The organism is Flavobacterium sp. PLA-DH12, assembly GCF_059511845.1.
Genome location: NZ_JCAMPD010000008.1, coordinates 185,761 through 201,472, shown reverse-complemented (window position 1 = coordinate 201,472; position 15,712 = coordinate 185,761). Strand labels below are relative to the sequence as shown.

Annotated in this window: 10 protein-coding genes; 5 read left to right on the top strand and 5 right to left on the bottom strand. The window is 34.7% G+C overall.

Annotated elements, in window-relative coordinates:
• Positions 1–32 precede the first annotated feature (32 nt).
• The 4 genes from AC5ZCW_RS16755 to AC5ZCW_RS16740 all read right to left on the bottom strand — a co-directional run bounded on the left by AC5ZCW_RS16755 (position 33) and on the right by AC5ZCW_RS16740 (position 7,203).
• Positions 33–1,034 (bottom strand): c-type cytochrome, encoded by a 1,002-nt coding sequence (locus AC5ZCW_RS16755; RefSeq protein ID WP_496120902.1) that lies wholly within the window; start codon positions 1,032–1,034, stop codon positions 33–35.
• Between the two features lie 12 nt (positions 1,035–1,046).
• The gene (locus AC5ZCW_RS16750) at positions 1,047–2,453 is read right to left on the bottom strand and encodes an aryl-sulfate sulfotransferase (RefSeq protein ID WP_496120901.1); all 1,407 of its coding nucleotides are present in this window, start codon (positions 2,451–2,453) and stop codon (positions 1,047–1,049) included.
• Positions 2,454–2,550: 97 nt separating this feature from the next.
• On the bottom strand, positions 2,551–4,062 hold the full coding sequence (locus tag AC5ZCW_RS16745) for a RagB/SusD family nutrient uptake outer membrane protein (protein WP_496120900.1): 1,512 nt from the start codon (positions 4,060–4,062) through the stop codon (positions 2,551–2,553).
• Between the two features lie 36 nt (positions 4,063–4,098).
• Positions 4,099–7,203 carry a SusC/RagA family TonB-linked outer membrane protein gene (locus AC5ZCW_RS16740; protein ID WP_496120899.1) on the bottom strand — a complete coding sequence of 1,035 codons (3,105 nt, stop codon included), beginning with the start codon at positions 7,201–7,203 and terminating at the stop codon, positions 4,099–4,101.
• Between the two features lie 693 nt (positions 7,204–7,896).
• Between AC5ZCW_RS16740 and AC5ZCW_RS16735 the strand changes: the two genes are divergently transcribed.
• Positions 7,897–8,520: a sugar-binding protein gene (locus AC5ZCW_RS16735; RefSeq protein WP_496120898.1), complete on the top strand. Its 624-nt coding sequence runs from the start codon at positions 7,897–7,899 to the stop codon at positions 8,518–8,520.
• Positions 8,521–8,770: 250 nt separating this feature from the next.
• On the opposite strand, the gene AC5ZCW_RS16730 is transcribed toward AC5ZCW_RS16735, so the two are convergent.
• Positions 8,771–9,811 carry a LacI family DNA-binding transcriptional regulator gene (locus AC5ZCW_RS16730; RefSeq protein ID WP_496120897.1) on the bottom strand — a complete coding sequence of 347 codons (1,041 nt, stop codon included), beginning with the start codon at positions 9,809–9,811 and terminating at the stop codon, positions 8,771–8,773.
• A gap of 231 nt (positions 9,812–10,042) precedes the next feature.
• Between AC5ZCW_RS16730 and AC5ZCW_RS16725 the strand changes: the two genes are divergently transcribed.
• From AC5ZCW_RS16725 to nagB, 4 genes are all read left to right on the top strand, one after another.
• Positions 10,043–11,134: a GHMP family kinase ATP-binding protein gene (locus AC5ZCW_RS16725; protein WP_177210276.1), complete on the top strand. Its 1,092-nt coding sequence runs from the start codon at positions 10,043–10,045 to the stop codon at positions 11,132–11,134.
• A gap of 5 nt (positions 11,135–11,139) precedes the next feature.
• Entirely contained in the window at positions 11,140–12,021 is an 882-nt protein-coding gene (locus AC5ZCW_RS16720; RefSeq protein ID WP_496120896.1) for a sugar phosphate nucleotidyltransferase, read from the top strand.
• 165 nt (positions 12,022–12,186) lie between these two features.
• Complete coding sequence (locus AC5ZCW_RS16715) at positions 12,187–13,566, top strand: sugar MFS transporter (protein ID WP_496120895.1); 1,380 nt, start codon at positions 12,187–12,189, stop codon at positions 13,564–13,566.
• Between the two features lie 25 nt (positions 13,567–13,591).
• Entirely contained in the window at positions 13,592–15,520 is a 1,929-nt protein-coding gene (gene nagB / locus AC5ZCW_RS16710; RefSeq protein ID WP_281631911.1) for a glucosamine-6-phosphate deaminase, read from the top strand.
• The last annotated feature ends 192 nt before the right edge of the window (positions 15,521–15,712 follow it).

The following is a 15,712-nucleotide window of genomic DNA, read 5'->3' as shown; positions in this document are numbered from 1 at the left end:
TGTATAATCAGGTTAAATAGTATATTTTGAGTTTAGTAGACGGCTTTCCATCCTTGTTTTTTCCAATAAGCTATAATAGGTTTATAAGGCCCGTATTTATGCTGTTCTTCAGAGAAATTGTCATTAAACGGACTGTGTGCATAATCGATTGGTTTGCCCATTTTATCAGGATAATCAAGTGTTTTTGGGTTTGGTCTTGAATGTTGAGAATCGTCATTTACATAAGCAGCGATATCAAGCGCTTGTTTGTCTGTAAGATACGGTTTTCCTAGTTGAACTTTATCATAGGGCATGTTGCTTTTTAACCATTGCGCCTGTTTGATTACGCGGTGCATGCTAGAACCTGGCTGATAACCGTATTGTCCCCAAAGTGGAGGATAGGTGTAACCCGATTTGTCGGCATTGTAAACACCTTCGCCATTGTTTCCGTGGCATCTTGCACAGTTTTCAGCAAATAAAACTTTTCCTCTTTCTGGACTTGCAGCAACATCCGGAAACTCGATTTCTAAATTTTTGGCTCCTTTAAACTTGCCGTCTTTTGGAACAAATTTACTGATCCATTTAAAGTACGATAAAAACGCCACCATTTCTTTGCTGTCCAACGGAAGCGGTTTTCCAGAATGCGGACGCATAATGCAGTTATTAACTCTTTCTGCTAAAGTAAGCACTTTGTTTTCGCGTCCGCGATATTGTGGATAATTATCATGTGAAGACATTAAATTGAATGCATGAGGTTTTGTTCCAGCATCTTGATGACAATTGGTGCAGTTCATTTTATTGCCTAAATATTGTCCGTTTTTTCCGTTTGGACCAATGTAATAAGCGGTTTTCATCATTAATTCTCTTCCATAGCGAACCGATTCTCCAAATTGATCGTCTGGAATTTGAGAAGTATCAATTGTGATGTAACCTTCATCTTCTTCTCCTTCTTCGATTGTATTTGAAGCTAAAGTTTGTGAATTGGTTTTGGTGCAGGAATTGAAAACAGCGATTGACAATGCTGAAAAAAGTCCGATAAGAATTGTTTTTTTCATGGGTACTATTTTTTAATTTAGAAGAAAAGGTTTCAGTTTTTCTTCAGGAATAAAGATGGTTCTGTATGGCGGAATTTCAGATTCTAAAGCCCATAACAAAACTCCTTTTTTATTGGTTAAAACGGTAATATGTCTTTTTGAACAACAAACCAAAAAGAGGTCTTTATTGATCATATAAGCGCTTCCCATTCTGTCGTTGTATATATCTTTTGGTAATTTGATATGAAAATCAAGTTTTACATCATTATTTTTTTCATCCACTTTTAGTGCAAAAACAGAAGATTGTTTGATGTCGACTCCATTATCAAAAAACAATAAACTTCCTTCTTGATCAATATGTGCGGCATGCGCTTGAGAGAAATTGGTATCTGAAGCCATTTTCATTGTGCCACCTTTCCCTAATTTCCAGATTACTTTTCCTGTTTTAGAATCTATTTTCCAAATTTGGCCGTTGTTGTAGAAAGAAATTAAAAAGTTTCCATCTTTATCGTAACTCAAACTGTTGGCATGCGTCCAATCCTTTTTGGTTTTTAGTAAATCCTTATCTTTAAACGGATCTAAATCATCAAAAACACTCCATTTCCAAAGCTGTTTTCCTTTTTTATTTAAAATTATAATTCCGTCTCCGTTAATTGTATCTTGTTTTTTTCCTCCAATAGAAGTCAAATCGATTATTTTTTGCTCAACAGTTAAACCGACAATTTCGTCAGCCGATTTTTTTATGATTTCATGATGAAGAACCTGCTTCAAATCGCCTTGTCCTTTTTTGATATGAGTTAATGTATCGCCTTGAAGGTTAATTTCTAAAATCTCACTTCCATAACTTGTTGGTTCATCATTTGTACCCAAAATAGAAAGAATCGTTTGGTCTTTTGTAAAATGAGTTACTTTAAATCCAGTTCCTTCGAGCGTATGGTACCATCTTAGATTTCCCTTGTAATCAACAATATAAGCAGTTCCCGGAGTTTCTCTTTTCGCTAAAAGTAAAAATCCTTTTTTGAAATTTTCAGGAAGCAATTCTGGTTTCGGACAATTGGCTTTGAATTGTTTCTGTAGCCATTCTGGAAGTTTTCTCGATTTGAAAGTATAAACTTTGCTGGTTTGTTTATTGCCTCCTTCAACCGTTATTAATTGAAAACTATAATTGGTTTCTGGAGTTATATTACAAAGTACTAATGAATGTTTTAAACCAGAATCTGAAATAGGAGAGGTGATTTTATTTTGATTTCCTTCTTTGTCCGACCAATATTCTGCATATACCTGAGTTTGGTCATTCGTCGCAACATCGATCTGAATTTTCAGTTCGTTGTTGCCATGAGTGCCAATATTGATATTGGAGATAATTTGGCTTTTAGAACAGCTAGCTAATGCCAGCAAGACTAAAATAAAACTTCCTTTTAATATTAATTTTTTGATCATTTGAAAAGCTTCTTTTGTGAAACAGAAAAGTACTTTTATTGTTATAAAAAATCAAGAATAGACAGACATTTAACTGTCTATTCTTGATTGGGTATTTTTATTGTCTGTCGGAGTTGCTTAAGTTTGGATTAAGATCAACCTGACTTTGTGGATAAGTGTAATATTTGTTTTGCGGCATTTTAATTAAAGCTGCTTCTCCAACTCTAAGGTGGTACGCATTTACCAAAACATCATATTTGTTCATTCTGATCAAATCTGCACGACGTTTTCCTTCGTAGAAAAGTTCCCAGCCTCTTTCCTGTAAAATGGCATCTCTTAAACTAGTTTGCGTATGATCTGATAAAACTAGAAGTTTTGCATGTGATCTTCCTTTTACTTGATTGATAAGGTCAATCGCTTCTTGAGTTGGCCCGCTAATTTCATTTAAAGCCTCAGCTCTGCTCAATAAAACATCTGCATAACGAAGAATGTTTACACTATGTCCATCATAATAAGTAGTCGTTTCGTCGTCAGCATATTTTTTTGTAGAAACGTCTTGCATGTAGAATTCTCCAGCTGGCGGTTGCGCTCCCAATGAAGGTGCTTGTTTGTGAAGAAGACCGTCTGTTCCCATAAATTCTGGGAAGAAACATTGTTTTCTTTCATCTTCGTCACCAAAAGTGTTGTAGAAATCCCAGTTTACAGTATAATATTGCCATCTGTTTTGAACAACAGGGTGATCAACAGGACCAAAGTGATTTAGTAATTCAGTTCCGTTTGTGTTAGCGTCGCTTAAAGAAGAGAAGATGTTTTCGCTGCACCATTTGTTACTTTCTTTAAACAAACCTAAGTAAGAAGGATATAAATGATATTCGTTTAAATCCATTACTTTTTGTGTATAGGTAACCACTTTTTGCCAATCATGGCTTCTCAAGTATAATTTTGCCAATAATGTAAGAGCAGCACCTTTTGTAGCGCGTCCCACATCGTTTGTACCATAAATATCATTGTTTTTATAATTAACTGGAAGCACATCAGCAGCTTCAGTCAATTCTTTAATTATAAAAGCATCGATTTCTTCTACAGATGATGGTGGAGTTTGATCTAAATAACCAGGATTTCCTAGGTTGGCTTCTGTAATTAAAATTACTGGCCCCCAAGAATCTGTTAAATCCATGTAAGCAGAACATCTTAAGAATTTAGCTTCTGCAATAAATTGTGCTTTTTCTGCAGCTGTAATGCCGCCCATTGGTGTAATGTTGAAAATCGCATTATTAGCATTGGCAATCAATTTATACATCGCGTTCCAATCTTCTTTTAGAAGACCGTTTGCTGAGTTCCAAGTTCCTAATGATAATTGTCCTGGATCTCCTCCAAATTGGCAGTGTCCTAAATCTGTAGCGATATCAGTCAGAGCAAAGTGTCTTGTAGCCCAATACGAAAAGTTATCGCCTACAGAAGGTCCTTTTAATCTTCCATAAATGGAATTGATAGCCGCAATAGCATCCGATTTTGTCTGATACCCATTGGTATTAGTCAAGCTGCTATATACCGTGGGATCAAGATCTTGATTGCAAGAAACTTGTGTTCCAGCGGCAAGTAAAAGTAATAAGATTGTATATTTTTTCATTTGAATCAATTTAATGTTACTATAAAGCATTTTAGACTAGTGAATTGCTACTTTAATTCCAAGTATAAAAGTTCTTGAAGCTGGGAATGAGTTAAAGTCGATTCCTCCACCTAAATTTTGTTTTGTTGCATTGTCGGGAGTAAAATGTCCATTAACCTCAGGGTCATTTCCAGAATAGTTTGTAATTGTCAAAAGATTTTGTCCAATTGCATACAATCTAATGCTATCAATAAATTTTACTGTTTTTAATGCGCTTTCAGGAATTGTATATCCGATAGAAACATTTTTCAGACGTAAATAGGACGCTTCTTCAACAAATTTAGAGTTCACATAACTTCCGTAAGTGCTTTTGTAGTAACCGTCTCTAGGAATATCTGTGTTTTCGTTTTTTCCAGCAACCCAACGGTTTAGAGCATCAGTGCTTGTAGAAGACTCACCAACCATTTTAGTCATATTGTAAACTGAATAATCAAAAGCGCCTTGGAAAAAGATATTCATATCAAAATTTCTATATCTGAAATCGTTATTAAAACCAGCCACATAATGCGGGATAGAATTTCCTAAATATGTTCTGTCTTTTGCTGTAATTTTACCATCACCATCAACGTCTACATACTTAGGATCTCCAGCAACAGATAATGGTTGAGGAGCGTAAGTTTCTCCAGTTTTGATCACTCCGGCGTATTTGTAACCAAACAAAACTCCCATTTCTTTTCCTGGTTCCAATCTTGTAAATTCTTGACCAGAAACCGTTCCGCTTGGATTTGAAGTATTTGTACTGATGATTTTTACATTGTCAGCTAGAGATACCACTTCTTGTTTGTTATATGCAACATTTAAAGAAGTCGTCCAAGTAAATTTATCATTTCTATAGTTTGTTGTGCTTATTCCTAATTCGACACCGTGGTTATCAATTACTCCAGAATTAATTCTTTGAGTATCAAATCCCCACCATCCTCCAACAGGAACATTTAAAAGGGCATCACTAGTTCTTTTTTTGTAATAATCGAATGTAATAGAAAGTTTATCATTAAATAAACCTAAATCTAAACCAATATCAGTTTGAGCAGTTTGTTCCCATTTTAGATTTGGATTTGCTAAGTTGGCTGGCTCAGTTCCTGATACGAATTGATCTGGAGAAATAGTTACACCCCAAGAAGACAATCGGCTCATATAAGCGTAATCTCCAATACCGTCACTACCCGTGATACCATAACTTGCTCTCAATTTAAGTTCAGAAACTGCTTTTACATTTTGCATAAAAGACTCATTAGATATTTTCCAGGCAACGGCTCCAGAAGGGAAAATACCAAATTTGTTATTTGGACCAAAACGAGAAGAACCGTCTTTTCTAATAGTAAAGGTTGCTAGGTATTTATCATTGAAAGCATAATTTAACCTTCCAAAATAAGATGTCAATTTCGTTTCTGTTTTTTCTGTTTCAGGTTTTAAATATACTGATGCACCTTGTAAATTGTAATAAGTCAATAAGTCACTAGAAAAACCTGTACCTGCAGCTCTCATTCTTTCGTACGTATCTTTTTGGTTAGAAGTACCAATCATAGCAGTAATTGCATGTACTTCTTTGATATCAAATTTATACGTTAAGTATTGCTCTGTACTCCATCTGAAATACGTTTTATTTTCTTCAGAACCAGAACCTTTTAATGCCGCTCCAGCTACTAAAGTACTTGGAGTATATTTTCCTTGAATATTTTCCTGCCATTCTGCACCTGCACCAAAGTGATATGTTAAACCTTTAATAATTTGATAATCTAAAAACATGTTTCCATTTACCAATCTGTTGATTGTATGATCTGTCGGTTCAAGTAAAAGCGCTAATGCATTGTCTTTTCCTTGAAATTTATAATAAGAACCATCTGCATTGTAAATTGGAATAGCTGGCGGAGCAGTTTGGATAGAGAACATTGGAGACAAAATATTATCGCCAAAATCGCTATTATTTCCTTCAGCAACAGCGCCATAAGCATTCATACCCATCGTTAGCTTATCGTTGAATTTCTTTTCTGCACCCATTCTCACAGTATATCTTTCAAAATCAGTATTTACTATAGCTCCAGTTTGTTTTAAATAGTTTCCTGAAAGAAAGAATTTTGAAGTTTGATCGCTCCCACTAAAAGTAAGCGTTCTGTTAAGCACTTCTCCAGGACGAGTTGCAGCGTCAAACCAGTTTGTGTTGGCAACAGGAAAGCTTGAAGGGAAAAGTGGAGGTCTTCCGTTTTCAGCATTAAGAGCATTTTGATAATCTGCATATTGCTGTCCAGTCATTAAAGATGGCTCTTTTATGATATTTTGAAAACCATCAGAAATCTCAGCTTCCACATTCATTTTTCCAGCTTTTCCTTTTTTAGTTGTGATCAAAATTACTCCATTTCCTCCACGAGCACCGTAAATTGCAGTAGAAGCGGCATCTTTTAGAATCTGAATATTTTCAATGTCGTTTGGACTAATTGAAGCTCCAGTACTAGTAATGAATCCATCAACAACATATAACGGAGCATTAGAAGTATTGATTGAATTTCCACCTCTAATTACAACCTGCGGATTTGTTCCCGGTGCATAACTATTTTGCTGAACCTGTACTCCCGAAGCACGTCCTTGAAGAGCTTGTCCAACATTTGCAACCGTTCCGCCTAAGTTTAAATTGTCTTTGCTAAGTGAACTCACAGAACCAGTAAGGTCTTTTTTCTTAGATTTTCCGTATCCAATAACAACTTCTTCTAGTTTTTGTCCAGCTTCTTTCATGACAATTTTTAAAGGAGCGCTTCCAATGCTTACTTCTTGATCTTCCATACCAATGAAAGTAATCACAAGTTTTGTAGCATTATCTGGAACTGTAATAGCAAAAGTCCCGTCAACATCTGTCTGAACACCTTTTGTAGTTCCTTTAACTACAACATTGGCGCCCGGAAGAGGCATGCCGTTTTGATCTGTTACAGTACCTTTTACAGTTTTTTCAAAAAATAGTGCCGTATTGTTTTTATCAGAAATATTTATAGAAGAAGCTGCAGAGGCTTGAAATGTAAAAACTAATAACGAGAGAACCGTTATTCCGATTTCTTTACGGGATAAATTGTTAATCCGAAAATCTCTTGGCTTTTTTTGGGTTAATAATTTCATACTTTGAATTGGTTTTGGTTAATGTTTAATTGTTTTTTCTTTGTTTGTAGGTTTTAGATTTCTTTTTTGATCTGGAAATTCATTTTGCCTTTTTAATTGTGTTGTGATTGAGTTGTTTTTTAGATCAATCAGAGCTTTTGTTTTTTGCTTTAAATACTGCTTGTTTAGCTCAATTTTTTACTTCCTGAAGCGTGAAAATCACCGAATATTTTTCATAATTAACTTAGTTTTAAGATTAATCTCTGACGAAACTAGAGATTATATTTTTATAAAACAAGAAAAAACACAAAAAATGTGCTCGAACACACAAATTTTATGTTCTCGAGCACATAAAATTGTGTGAATCATTTTTTTTGACTTAAATTGCTGTGATATTTTTAAAATAATTTAGAAAAAACAGTGTGTGTGATATTGGCGGTTTTTTGAATTATAAATAAGGATTTATTAAAAACTTATGAATTTCGCAATTACTAAACGAAAAACGTAAAAATTAAGCAGTCTTTTCTTATGCTGAAAAGAGGTGAATTTTTAGTTTTAATTATGAATTTGGTTTGTTTTTTAATTCGATTTTTGAACTATATTGGTCACGAAGAAAAAGGACAAAAACGCGAAATGAATTAATGGTCATTTTGACCTTTTTTGAAAATTAAAAATTAACAGATTTTAAGAAGAAGAATTTTGAAAGAATACCACGTGCAAATAATAGATAGAGATCAAGAAAATGCAACCCGTTTTTTAGATTCGTTTTTTTGGGAAAAAGCAAATTGTTTGACCGATTTTACTTCTCCATGGAATAATGATCCAGTTTTGAGAATTGAATTTCGTGCACTCTGGGATAAGGATAATTTCTATTTTAATTTTAGGGTTTTTGACACGGATCTTTATATGGATCAGAAAGATAATAGTGTAGATAGTATTTGTAATTCAGATAGAGTAGAGCTGTTTTTTAGGAGTAATGATAAGCTTAATCCGTATTATTGTTTAGAAATAGATCCTTCAACTAGATTGTTGGATTTCGAAGCGCGTCCAGACAAAATTTTTGATTATGACTGGAAATGGGCTGAAAACAATATAAAGTTAGCATCTTTAAAAGACGAAGTTTCTTTTACAGTTGCGGGATCAATTAGTATTACATCTTTAAAAGAATTGGATTTAATTCATGAGAATGCTATCGAAACTGGGGTTTACAGAGCTAAATTTGTCAAGAAAAAAAACGGAAATTACGAACCAACCTGGATAACGTGGGTAGATCCTAATACTGCAGAACCGAATTTTCATATCGCTTCTTCTTTCGGGAAATTTGTTTTGATGGAATAGTTTTGCTTGCCACAAAGGCGCGAAGACGCAAAGGTTTTTTTAAAAGGAATAATCTAATTTGGATTGCCTCCAGCTTTAGCTTTTTTTTTTTTTTTGCGTCTATTTTTAAACACAGTCCGTGGTTGAAGCGATGAACTAAACTGGAATACAAGTAAAGTATTGAAAGTATAAAAAAAAACTCTGCGACTCTGCGACTTTGCGAGATTCAAATAAAAAAAACTTTGCGTCTTAGTGACTTCGTGGCAAAACCCTAGCTAACGTAAAAAGAAGCGTTTTCGACATTTATAATATCAATAGGAAGCAAAATAGTTTCCGGAATATCTTTTCGGAATAAAAAGTGTTCGACTAAAGTGCTGACTCCCAAATAAGCTTGTCTCTTCTGATTCTGATGAATTAAAAAATGAATCAATCCCTGATTAAGAAAGCTGACGTTTTTATCAACTAAGTCGTAACCGATCAAAGCAATTTTTTCATCTGTTATATTTGAAAGCGTAGAAGCGATTTGGTAAGCTTTTGAAGTTGTAATGAAAATACCGCTTAAATCTGGATTTTCATTTATGAATGCTGGAAGCTTAGTATCGATGTTAGAATATTTCAGTTTTAAAGTGGTTACAGAGAAATCAGAAAGGTCTTTCTCTTCAAAATAACTTCTAAAACCTCGTTCTTTTTCCTGCATGTGAACGGCATTTTTAAGGCTTTCGTCAATATGGATAATTACGATTTGGCCTTTCGATAGAATTAAATTCATTAAACTCGCGGCAACGCGGCCACTTTTATATAAATCTTGCCCAACAAAACTTTTTATTGACGAAGATTCGACTTGGTTGTTGAAAGTGTTTACCATAATTCCCAGTTCCTCATATTGTTTTATGATTTCTATGGTTTCTTTATGGAAAAGCGGTGCTAATAAAACAGCATCTGGCGATTTGGCTACAATAGCTTCATGAGTCTTTAAAAAAGATTTTGTGCTTTCAGGATTAAAATAATGTGTTTCAATAACCACATTATAGGCTTTAAATTCTGTTATAGCGTCTTGGATTCCGTTAACACACGGAAGCCAGTATGGGTCAAATACAGGATCTGGAAGCAAAACGCAAATGCGGTACACTTTTGTGCTTTTTAAATTTCTAGCAATTAAGTTGGGTTCGTAATCAATTACATTCAAAACTTCATTGATTTTTTCTAGTGCAGCAGGAGAGACTTTTCCTCTATTATGCAGCACGCGATCCACAGTTCCTTTAGAAACTCCAGCCATTTGTGCTATATCCTTAATTGTGTACTTTTTATCCATATAAGCAAATATAAAAACTTTGAGTTAATAAATGTAAATTTTCTGTAAGAATTATAAAATGTGCTCGAGAACATGAAAAAAGTGTGTTCGAGCACATTTTTGTATTTTTTCTTGTTTTATAAAAATATAATCTATAGTTTCGTAAAATCAAAACCGAAAAACTAAAATAAAAAGATAACCTAATAATGTTGTAATTTATTGAATTGCAATATTTTAACACAATGTGTTTACGTGAAAAAAATTACCTCATTAGCTCCCGGCCGAACCTGTCTTTTTGGAGATCATCAAGATTATTTAGGATTGCCTGTTATAGCCTGTGCGATAGATAGAAGTATTAAATTAATAGCAAAAGAAAATCAGACCGACACATTTGTTCTGAATATGATTGACATTAATGAAATTCGAGTTATCAATATACACGAGGCTTTCGAAAAATTAGAACCAAGAGATTATTTTGCATCCTCGTTGCGTGTCTTGCGCAGATATGGCTGTAAACCAACATCTGGTTATACAATTACAATTACTGGAGATATTCCGATTAACTCAGGAACTTCGAGTTCATCAGCCTTGTTAATGGCTTGGATTCGTTTTCTGATAGAAGCTTTCGGAATAGATCATGAAGTTACGCCTGAATTTCTTTCTAAATTAGGTTATGAATCTGAAGTGTTAGAGCACGGAGAGCCAGGCGGAATGATGGATCATTTTAGTATTGGCGTTGGAAATATTGTTTACATCAATACCAAAAAACCGTTTTCTTTTAATGTAATAGGAACGGAGTTAAAAGGTTTGATTACAGGAGTTTCAGGTGTTCCAAAGGAAACCATTGGACTTCTTGGCGAGCTGAAAGGAAATGCTTTAATGGCAATTGATATTGTGAAACAGAATTATCCGCAGTTTGATTTAAATGCTGCTGAAATAGAAGATTTGGATAAATACAGAAATTGTCTGCCAGATCGCATGATTCCGTTTTTTGAAGCGGCAATCAAAAATTATCATTATACCAAAGAAGCATTAAAGGAATTTGAGAAACCGGTTTTAGATCTAAAAAAAATTGGTGCATTAATGAATGGCCATCATGAAGTTTTGCGTGATTTACTGAAAATAACTGTTCCGAGAATAGATGCGATGGTTAACGCTGCATTAAAAGCAGGAGCATACGGAGCAAAAATTGTAGGCTCTGGCGGTGGTGGAAGTATTGTTGTAATTGCTGATCCTAAGTATGAAGATGTGGTTATAAAAGCGATTTTACATGCTGGAGCTCAAGAAGCTTATGCGGTAAATGTTGATCCCGGAGTACGAATTATTGATAATATTGAAAATTAAATAAAATGCACGACAATTTAGTGATTTTAGCAGGTGGAGCTTCTTCTCGTATGAAAAAAGAAGCAGTTACCAATAATCTTTCTCCAGAAGAAATTGCTCAGGCTAATGAAAGGAGTAAAGGTTTAATAGGTGTTGGCGCAAGCGGAAGACCTCTTTTGGATTATCTTTTATGGAATGCGAAAAAAGCAGGCTATAAAAACATTTATATTATAATAGGAGAGCAAGGAGAATTGTTTAAAGAATTTTATGGAAGTAAAATGAAGGATAACGATTTTCACGGACTCAATATTTCATTTGCTGTTCAGTATATTCCTGAAGGAAGGGTAAAACCTTTTGGAACTGCAGATGCTCTGTTTCAAGCTGTAGAGCAATATCCAGAGCTAAATTCTCAGTTTTATTCGGTTTGCAACAGCGATAATTTGTATTCGGCTGAAGCATTGCGTGCTTTGAGAGAAACTGAAAGTCCGAATGCTTTTATTAGTTATGATCGTGATGCAATGGATTTTCCGCTGGAGCGTATTTCGCGTTTTGCAATTGCAAAATTGGACCAGAATAATCAGTTGCTGGATATTTTAGAAAAACCTACAGAAGAAGATTTGGAGCAATATAAAGATGCGGAAGGAAAAATACGTGTTAGTATGAATGCTTTTAAGTTTAACGGCAAGACCTTATATATACATCTTAAAAATTGTCCTGTTCATCCAGAGCGTGATGAAAAGGAGCTTCCGACGGTTCTTTTGAACTCCGTTAAGGAAAATCCGAATACAACGATCGGAATTCCGTTTTCTGAGCACGTTCCAGACCTAACTGCAAAAGAAGATATTGCCGAAGTAAAAACATATTTGGCAAAATATTATCCTGATTTAAATTGGAATAATAAAAATTAACAAAACTTTCATATCTAAATTAGAGAATAAGGAAATTTAATGTAGTACTTTTGTTTTGCAAAAAAAATGCAGATATTTGCATAAATTACGCAATCAATAATGTGAGAGTTGATTCTAATTTAGATTTTGAATTAAATAAATCTATAACTAAATCAACCAAAAATTATGACAAACATTCAAAGTACATTACAGCTGGAGAAAAAAAGTACCATTGTTCCTATGGTAATTTTAACCTTATTGTTTTTTATTCTAGGATTTGTAACCTGGCTTAACGGACCACTAATTCCGTTTTTTGAATTAGCTTGCGAATTAACTTCTTCGCAAGCCTATTTTGTGACTTTCGCATTTTATATTGCCTACTTCGTAATGGCAGTTCCTTCTTCTTATATTATTGAAAAAGTGGGATATAAAAACGGAATTTCTTTAGGATTATTGATTATTGCCGCGGGAGCATTTATGTTTTATCCAGCGGCTTCAAGTCGTACATTTCTCTTGTTTTTATTAGCTTTATTTATCATGGGAACTGGTTTGGCAGTTTTACAGACAGCTTCAAATCCGTATGTTGTTGTAATTGGCCCAAGAGAAAGTGCTGCTGCAAGAATCAGCGTTTTAGGAATTGCAAATAAATTGGCAGGCTTTGTTGCGCCAATTGTGCTTACTATTTTAGTTTTGTCTAATATGCAGGATTTTACCGCAGACAAAATTGCCTTGATGGATGAAACTGCAAAAACTAGCGCATTAAATTCTCTTGCTTTACAATTACAAACACCGTATCTTTATATGGGGTTGATTATTACTGTTTTAGCTATAATGGTGAAATTTTCTCCTCTTCCAGAAATTGATTTGGGCGAAGATGGAAATGTGTCAGAATTGAGTGTTTTTAAACAAATTAAAAATGCTTTTCAGCACCCGCAGTTGGTTTTAGGAGTAATAACTCTAATGTTGTATTTATCTGCCGAAGTTTTGGCAGGAGATTCGATTGGAGCTTTCGGAAAACAATTAGGTGTTTATGGCGAAGAAGGGAATTTTTATCTCAAATTAACCTCATTTACGATGTCAGCAATGGTGATCGGCTATATTCTTGGTATAGTTTTGATTCCTAAATATGTTTCGCAAGTTACTGCTTTAAAAGTGTCTGGGTTGCTTGGTTTAGTGCTAGTTACAGCAATTGTTTTGATTTCTCCAAAGATAATGATTGCATTGCCTGGAACTCCAAATATACCATTGGTGATACTTTTAGTGGCGCTTTTGGGACTCGCAAATGCATTATGCTGGCCAGCAATATGGCCAATGGCTCTGCAGGATTTAGGAGGTTATACAAAGATTGGAAGTGCTATTTTGATTATGGGAATTATCGGTGGAGCAGTTTTTCCACTTTTTTACGGAATGATTACAGAAAGTATCAATTCTGCAAATGTTGCAAAAAATATGCAAGATGTTTCAAAAAGCGGAAATCAATTAGCTTACTTAATGTTGCTGCCTTCTTATGCAATGATTTTGTTTTATGCTGTAAAAGGGCATAAATACAGGAAATGGAATAGTTGAACAAAAAATAAAAAATTAATATATCATGTTAAAAAGTAAAATCGACAAAGCAACAGGTTTCGAAAAACGATTCGAAAACATTAACACAGTTGTTTTTGAAAACTCAACGGATGCTTCAAAAGAAGTAGCGCAAGAAATTGCGTCTTTAATCAAAGAAAAACAAAAAGAAGGAAAACCATGTATTTTAGGTTTGGCAACTGGTTCTTCTCCAAAAGGTTTGTATGCTGAATTAGTGCGTCTTCATAAAGAAGAAGGTTTGAGTTTCAAAAACGTAATCAGTTTTAACTTGGATGAGTATTATCCAATGGAACCAAATTCAATCAACAGTTATGTTCGTTTCATGAAAGAGCTTTTGTTTGATCATGTCGATATTTTACCTGAAAACGCTCACGTTCCAGACGGGCTTTTAACAAAAGAACAAATTGCAGATTATTGCCACGAATATGAAGCTAAAATTGAAGCTTTAGGCGGAATCGATCTTCAGATTCTTGGAATTGGAGGAAACGGGCACATCGGATTTAATGAGTCTGGTTCGCTTCAAAACTCTAAAACTCGTTTAGTAGCTTTGGATCATATTACAAGAGTTGCGGCAAGTAAAGATTTCTTTGGTTTAAATAATACGCCAAGAACTGCGATTACGCTTGGTGTTAAAAAAATCATGGAAGCAAAAAGAGTGATCTTGTTAGCTTGGGGTGAAGGAAAAGCAAACATTGTAAAAAAATCTGTTGAAGATGAAGTTACAAACCGCGTTCCTGCTTCATTCTTGCAAGAGCATAACAACGCAGTTTTTATTTTAGACAAAGAAGCTTCTTCAAAATTAACGAGAATCAACAAGCCTTGGTTGGTTGAAAAAATTGTTTGGACAGATAAATTGACTCGTAAAGCAGTTTTAGGATTGGCATTAGATCTTAAAAAACCAATTTTAATGCTTACAGATGCTGATTATATCGAAAATGGTATGAGTGATTTGTTGGCAGATTCAGGTCCAGCTTACGATACTAACATTAAGATATTTAATAAATTACAAAATACAATTACGGGTTGGCCAGGTGGAAAACCAAATGCAGACGATACAAATCGTCCTGAAAGAGCAGAACCGGCTAAAAAACGCGTATTGATTTTTAGTCCGCATCCTGATGATGATATTATCAGTATGGGAGGAACTTTCATGCGTTTGCAAGAGCAAGGACATGAAGTGCATGTTGCATACCAAACTTCAGGAAATATCGCTGTCGCAGACGATGAAGCTTTACGTTTCGCAAGATTCGTAATTGATTACAATGAAAAGTTCGGAATTAAAAGTGCGGAGGCAGATAGTATCTACAAAAAAGCAGAAGCATTTTTACAGAACAAAAAGAACAGCGAAATTGATATTCCAGAGGTTCGTTACATAAAAGGTTTGATCAGAAAAGGAGAGGCGAGAGCTACGAGTCATTTTGTTGGTCTTCCGGATTCTCAAATTCACTTTATGGAATTGCCTTTTTACGAAACAGGAACAATCGAGAAAAAACCAATTGGACCAGAGGATATTCAGTTGACAGTTGATTTAATTGAGAAAATTAAACCGCACCAAATTTATGCAGCTGGAGATTTAGCAGATCCACACGGAACGCATAAAGTTTGTTTGGATGCTATTTTTGAGGCAGTTAAAGTTTTAAAGCCAAAAGAATTCATGAACGACTGCTGGTTATGGTTATACCGTGGAGCTTGGCAAGAGTGGGGAATTGACGAAGTTGAAATGGCGGTTCCAATGAGCCCAGACCAAGTTTTGGCAAAACGTCACGGAATCTTCAAACACCAGTCACAAAAAGACGGAGTTGTTTTCCAAGGAACAGACGCAAGAGAGTTCTGGCAGAGAGCAGAAGACAGAAACCGCGAAACAGCAGAATTGTATCACCAATTAGGTTTGGCGACTTACGCTGCAATGGAAGCTTTCGTGAGATGGCACTATTAAGATGCTAAGTTGCTAAGGTTCTGAGATTCTAAGTTTTTTTTTTAGTCTTTTAGAAATTAGTAATAAAACTTAAATAATATTTTTGAAGCAGGAAGAGGGAATGAAATAATGTTCTTTTTTCTTGCTTCTTTTTTTTGTTTAGATTCTAAGCTGCTGAGCTGCTGAGAAGCTAAGTTTTAATCTGTGAGAATC

What these genes read in the sequence shown, in the direction of transcription:
- AC5ZCW_RS16755 (WP_496120902.1), bottom strand. Translation starts at nt 1,034, where the DNA reads ATGAAAAAAACAATTCTTATCGGACTTTTTTCAGCATTGTCAATCGCT.
- AC5ZCW_RS16750 (WP_496120901.1), bottom strand. Translation starts at nt 2,453, where the DNA reads ATGATCAAAAAATTAATATTAAAAGGAAGTTTTATTTTAGTCTTGCTG.
- AC5ZCW_RS16745 (WP_496120900.1), bottom strand. Translation starts at nt 4,062, where the DNA reads ATGAAAAAATATACAATCTTATTACTTTTACTTGCCGCTGGAACACAA.
- AC5ZCW_RS16740 (WP_496120899.1), bottom strand. Translation starts at nt 7,203, where the DNA reads ATGAAATTATTAACCCAAAAAAAGCCAAGAGATTTTCGGATTAACAAT.
- AC5ZCW_RS16730 (WP_496120897.1), bottom strand. Translation starts at nt 9,811, where the DNA reads ATGGATAAAAAGTACACAATTAAGGATATAGCACAAATGGCTGGAGTT.
- AC5ZCW_RS16720 (WP_496120896.1), top strand. Translation starts at nt 11,140, where the DNA reads ATGCACGACAATTTAGTGATTTTAGCAGGTGGAGCTTCTTCTCGTATG.
- AC5ZCW_RS16715 (WP_496120895.1), top strand. Translation starts at nt 12,187, where the DNA reads ATGACAAACATTCAAAGTACATTACAGCTGGAGAAAAAAAGTACCATT.
- nagB (WP_281631911.1), top strand. Translation starts at nt 13,592, where the DNA reads ATGTTAAAAAGTAAAATCGACAAAGCAACAGGTTTCGAAAAACGATTC.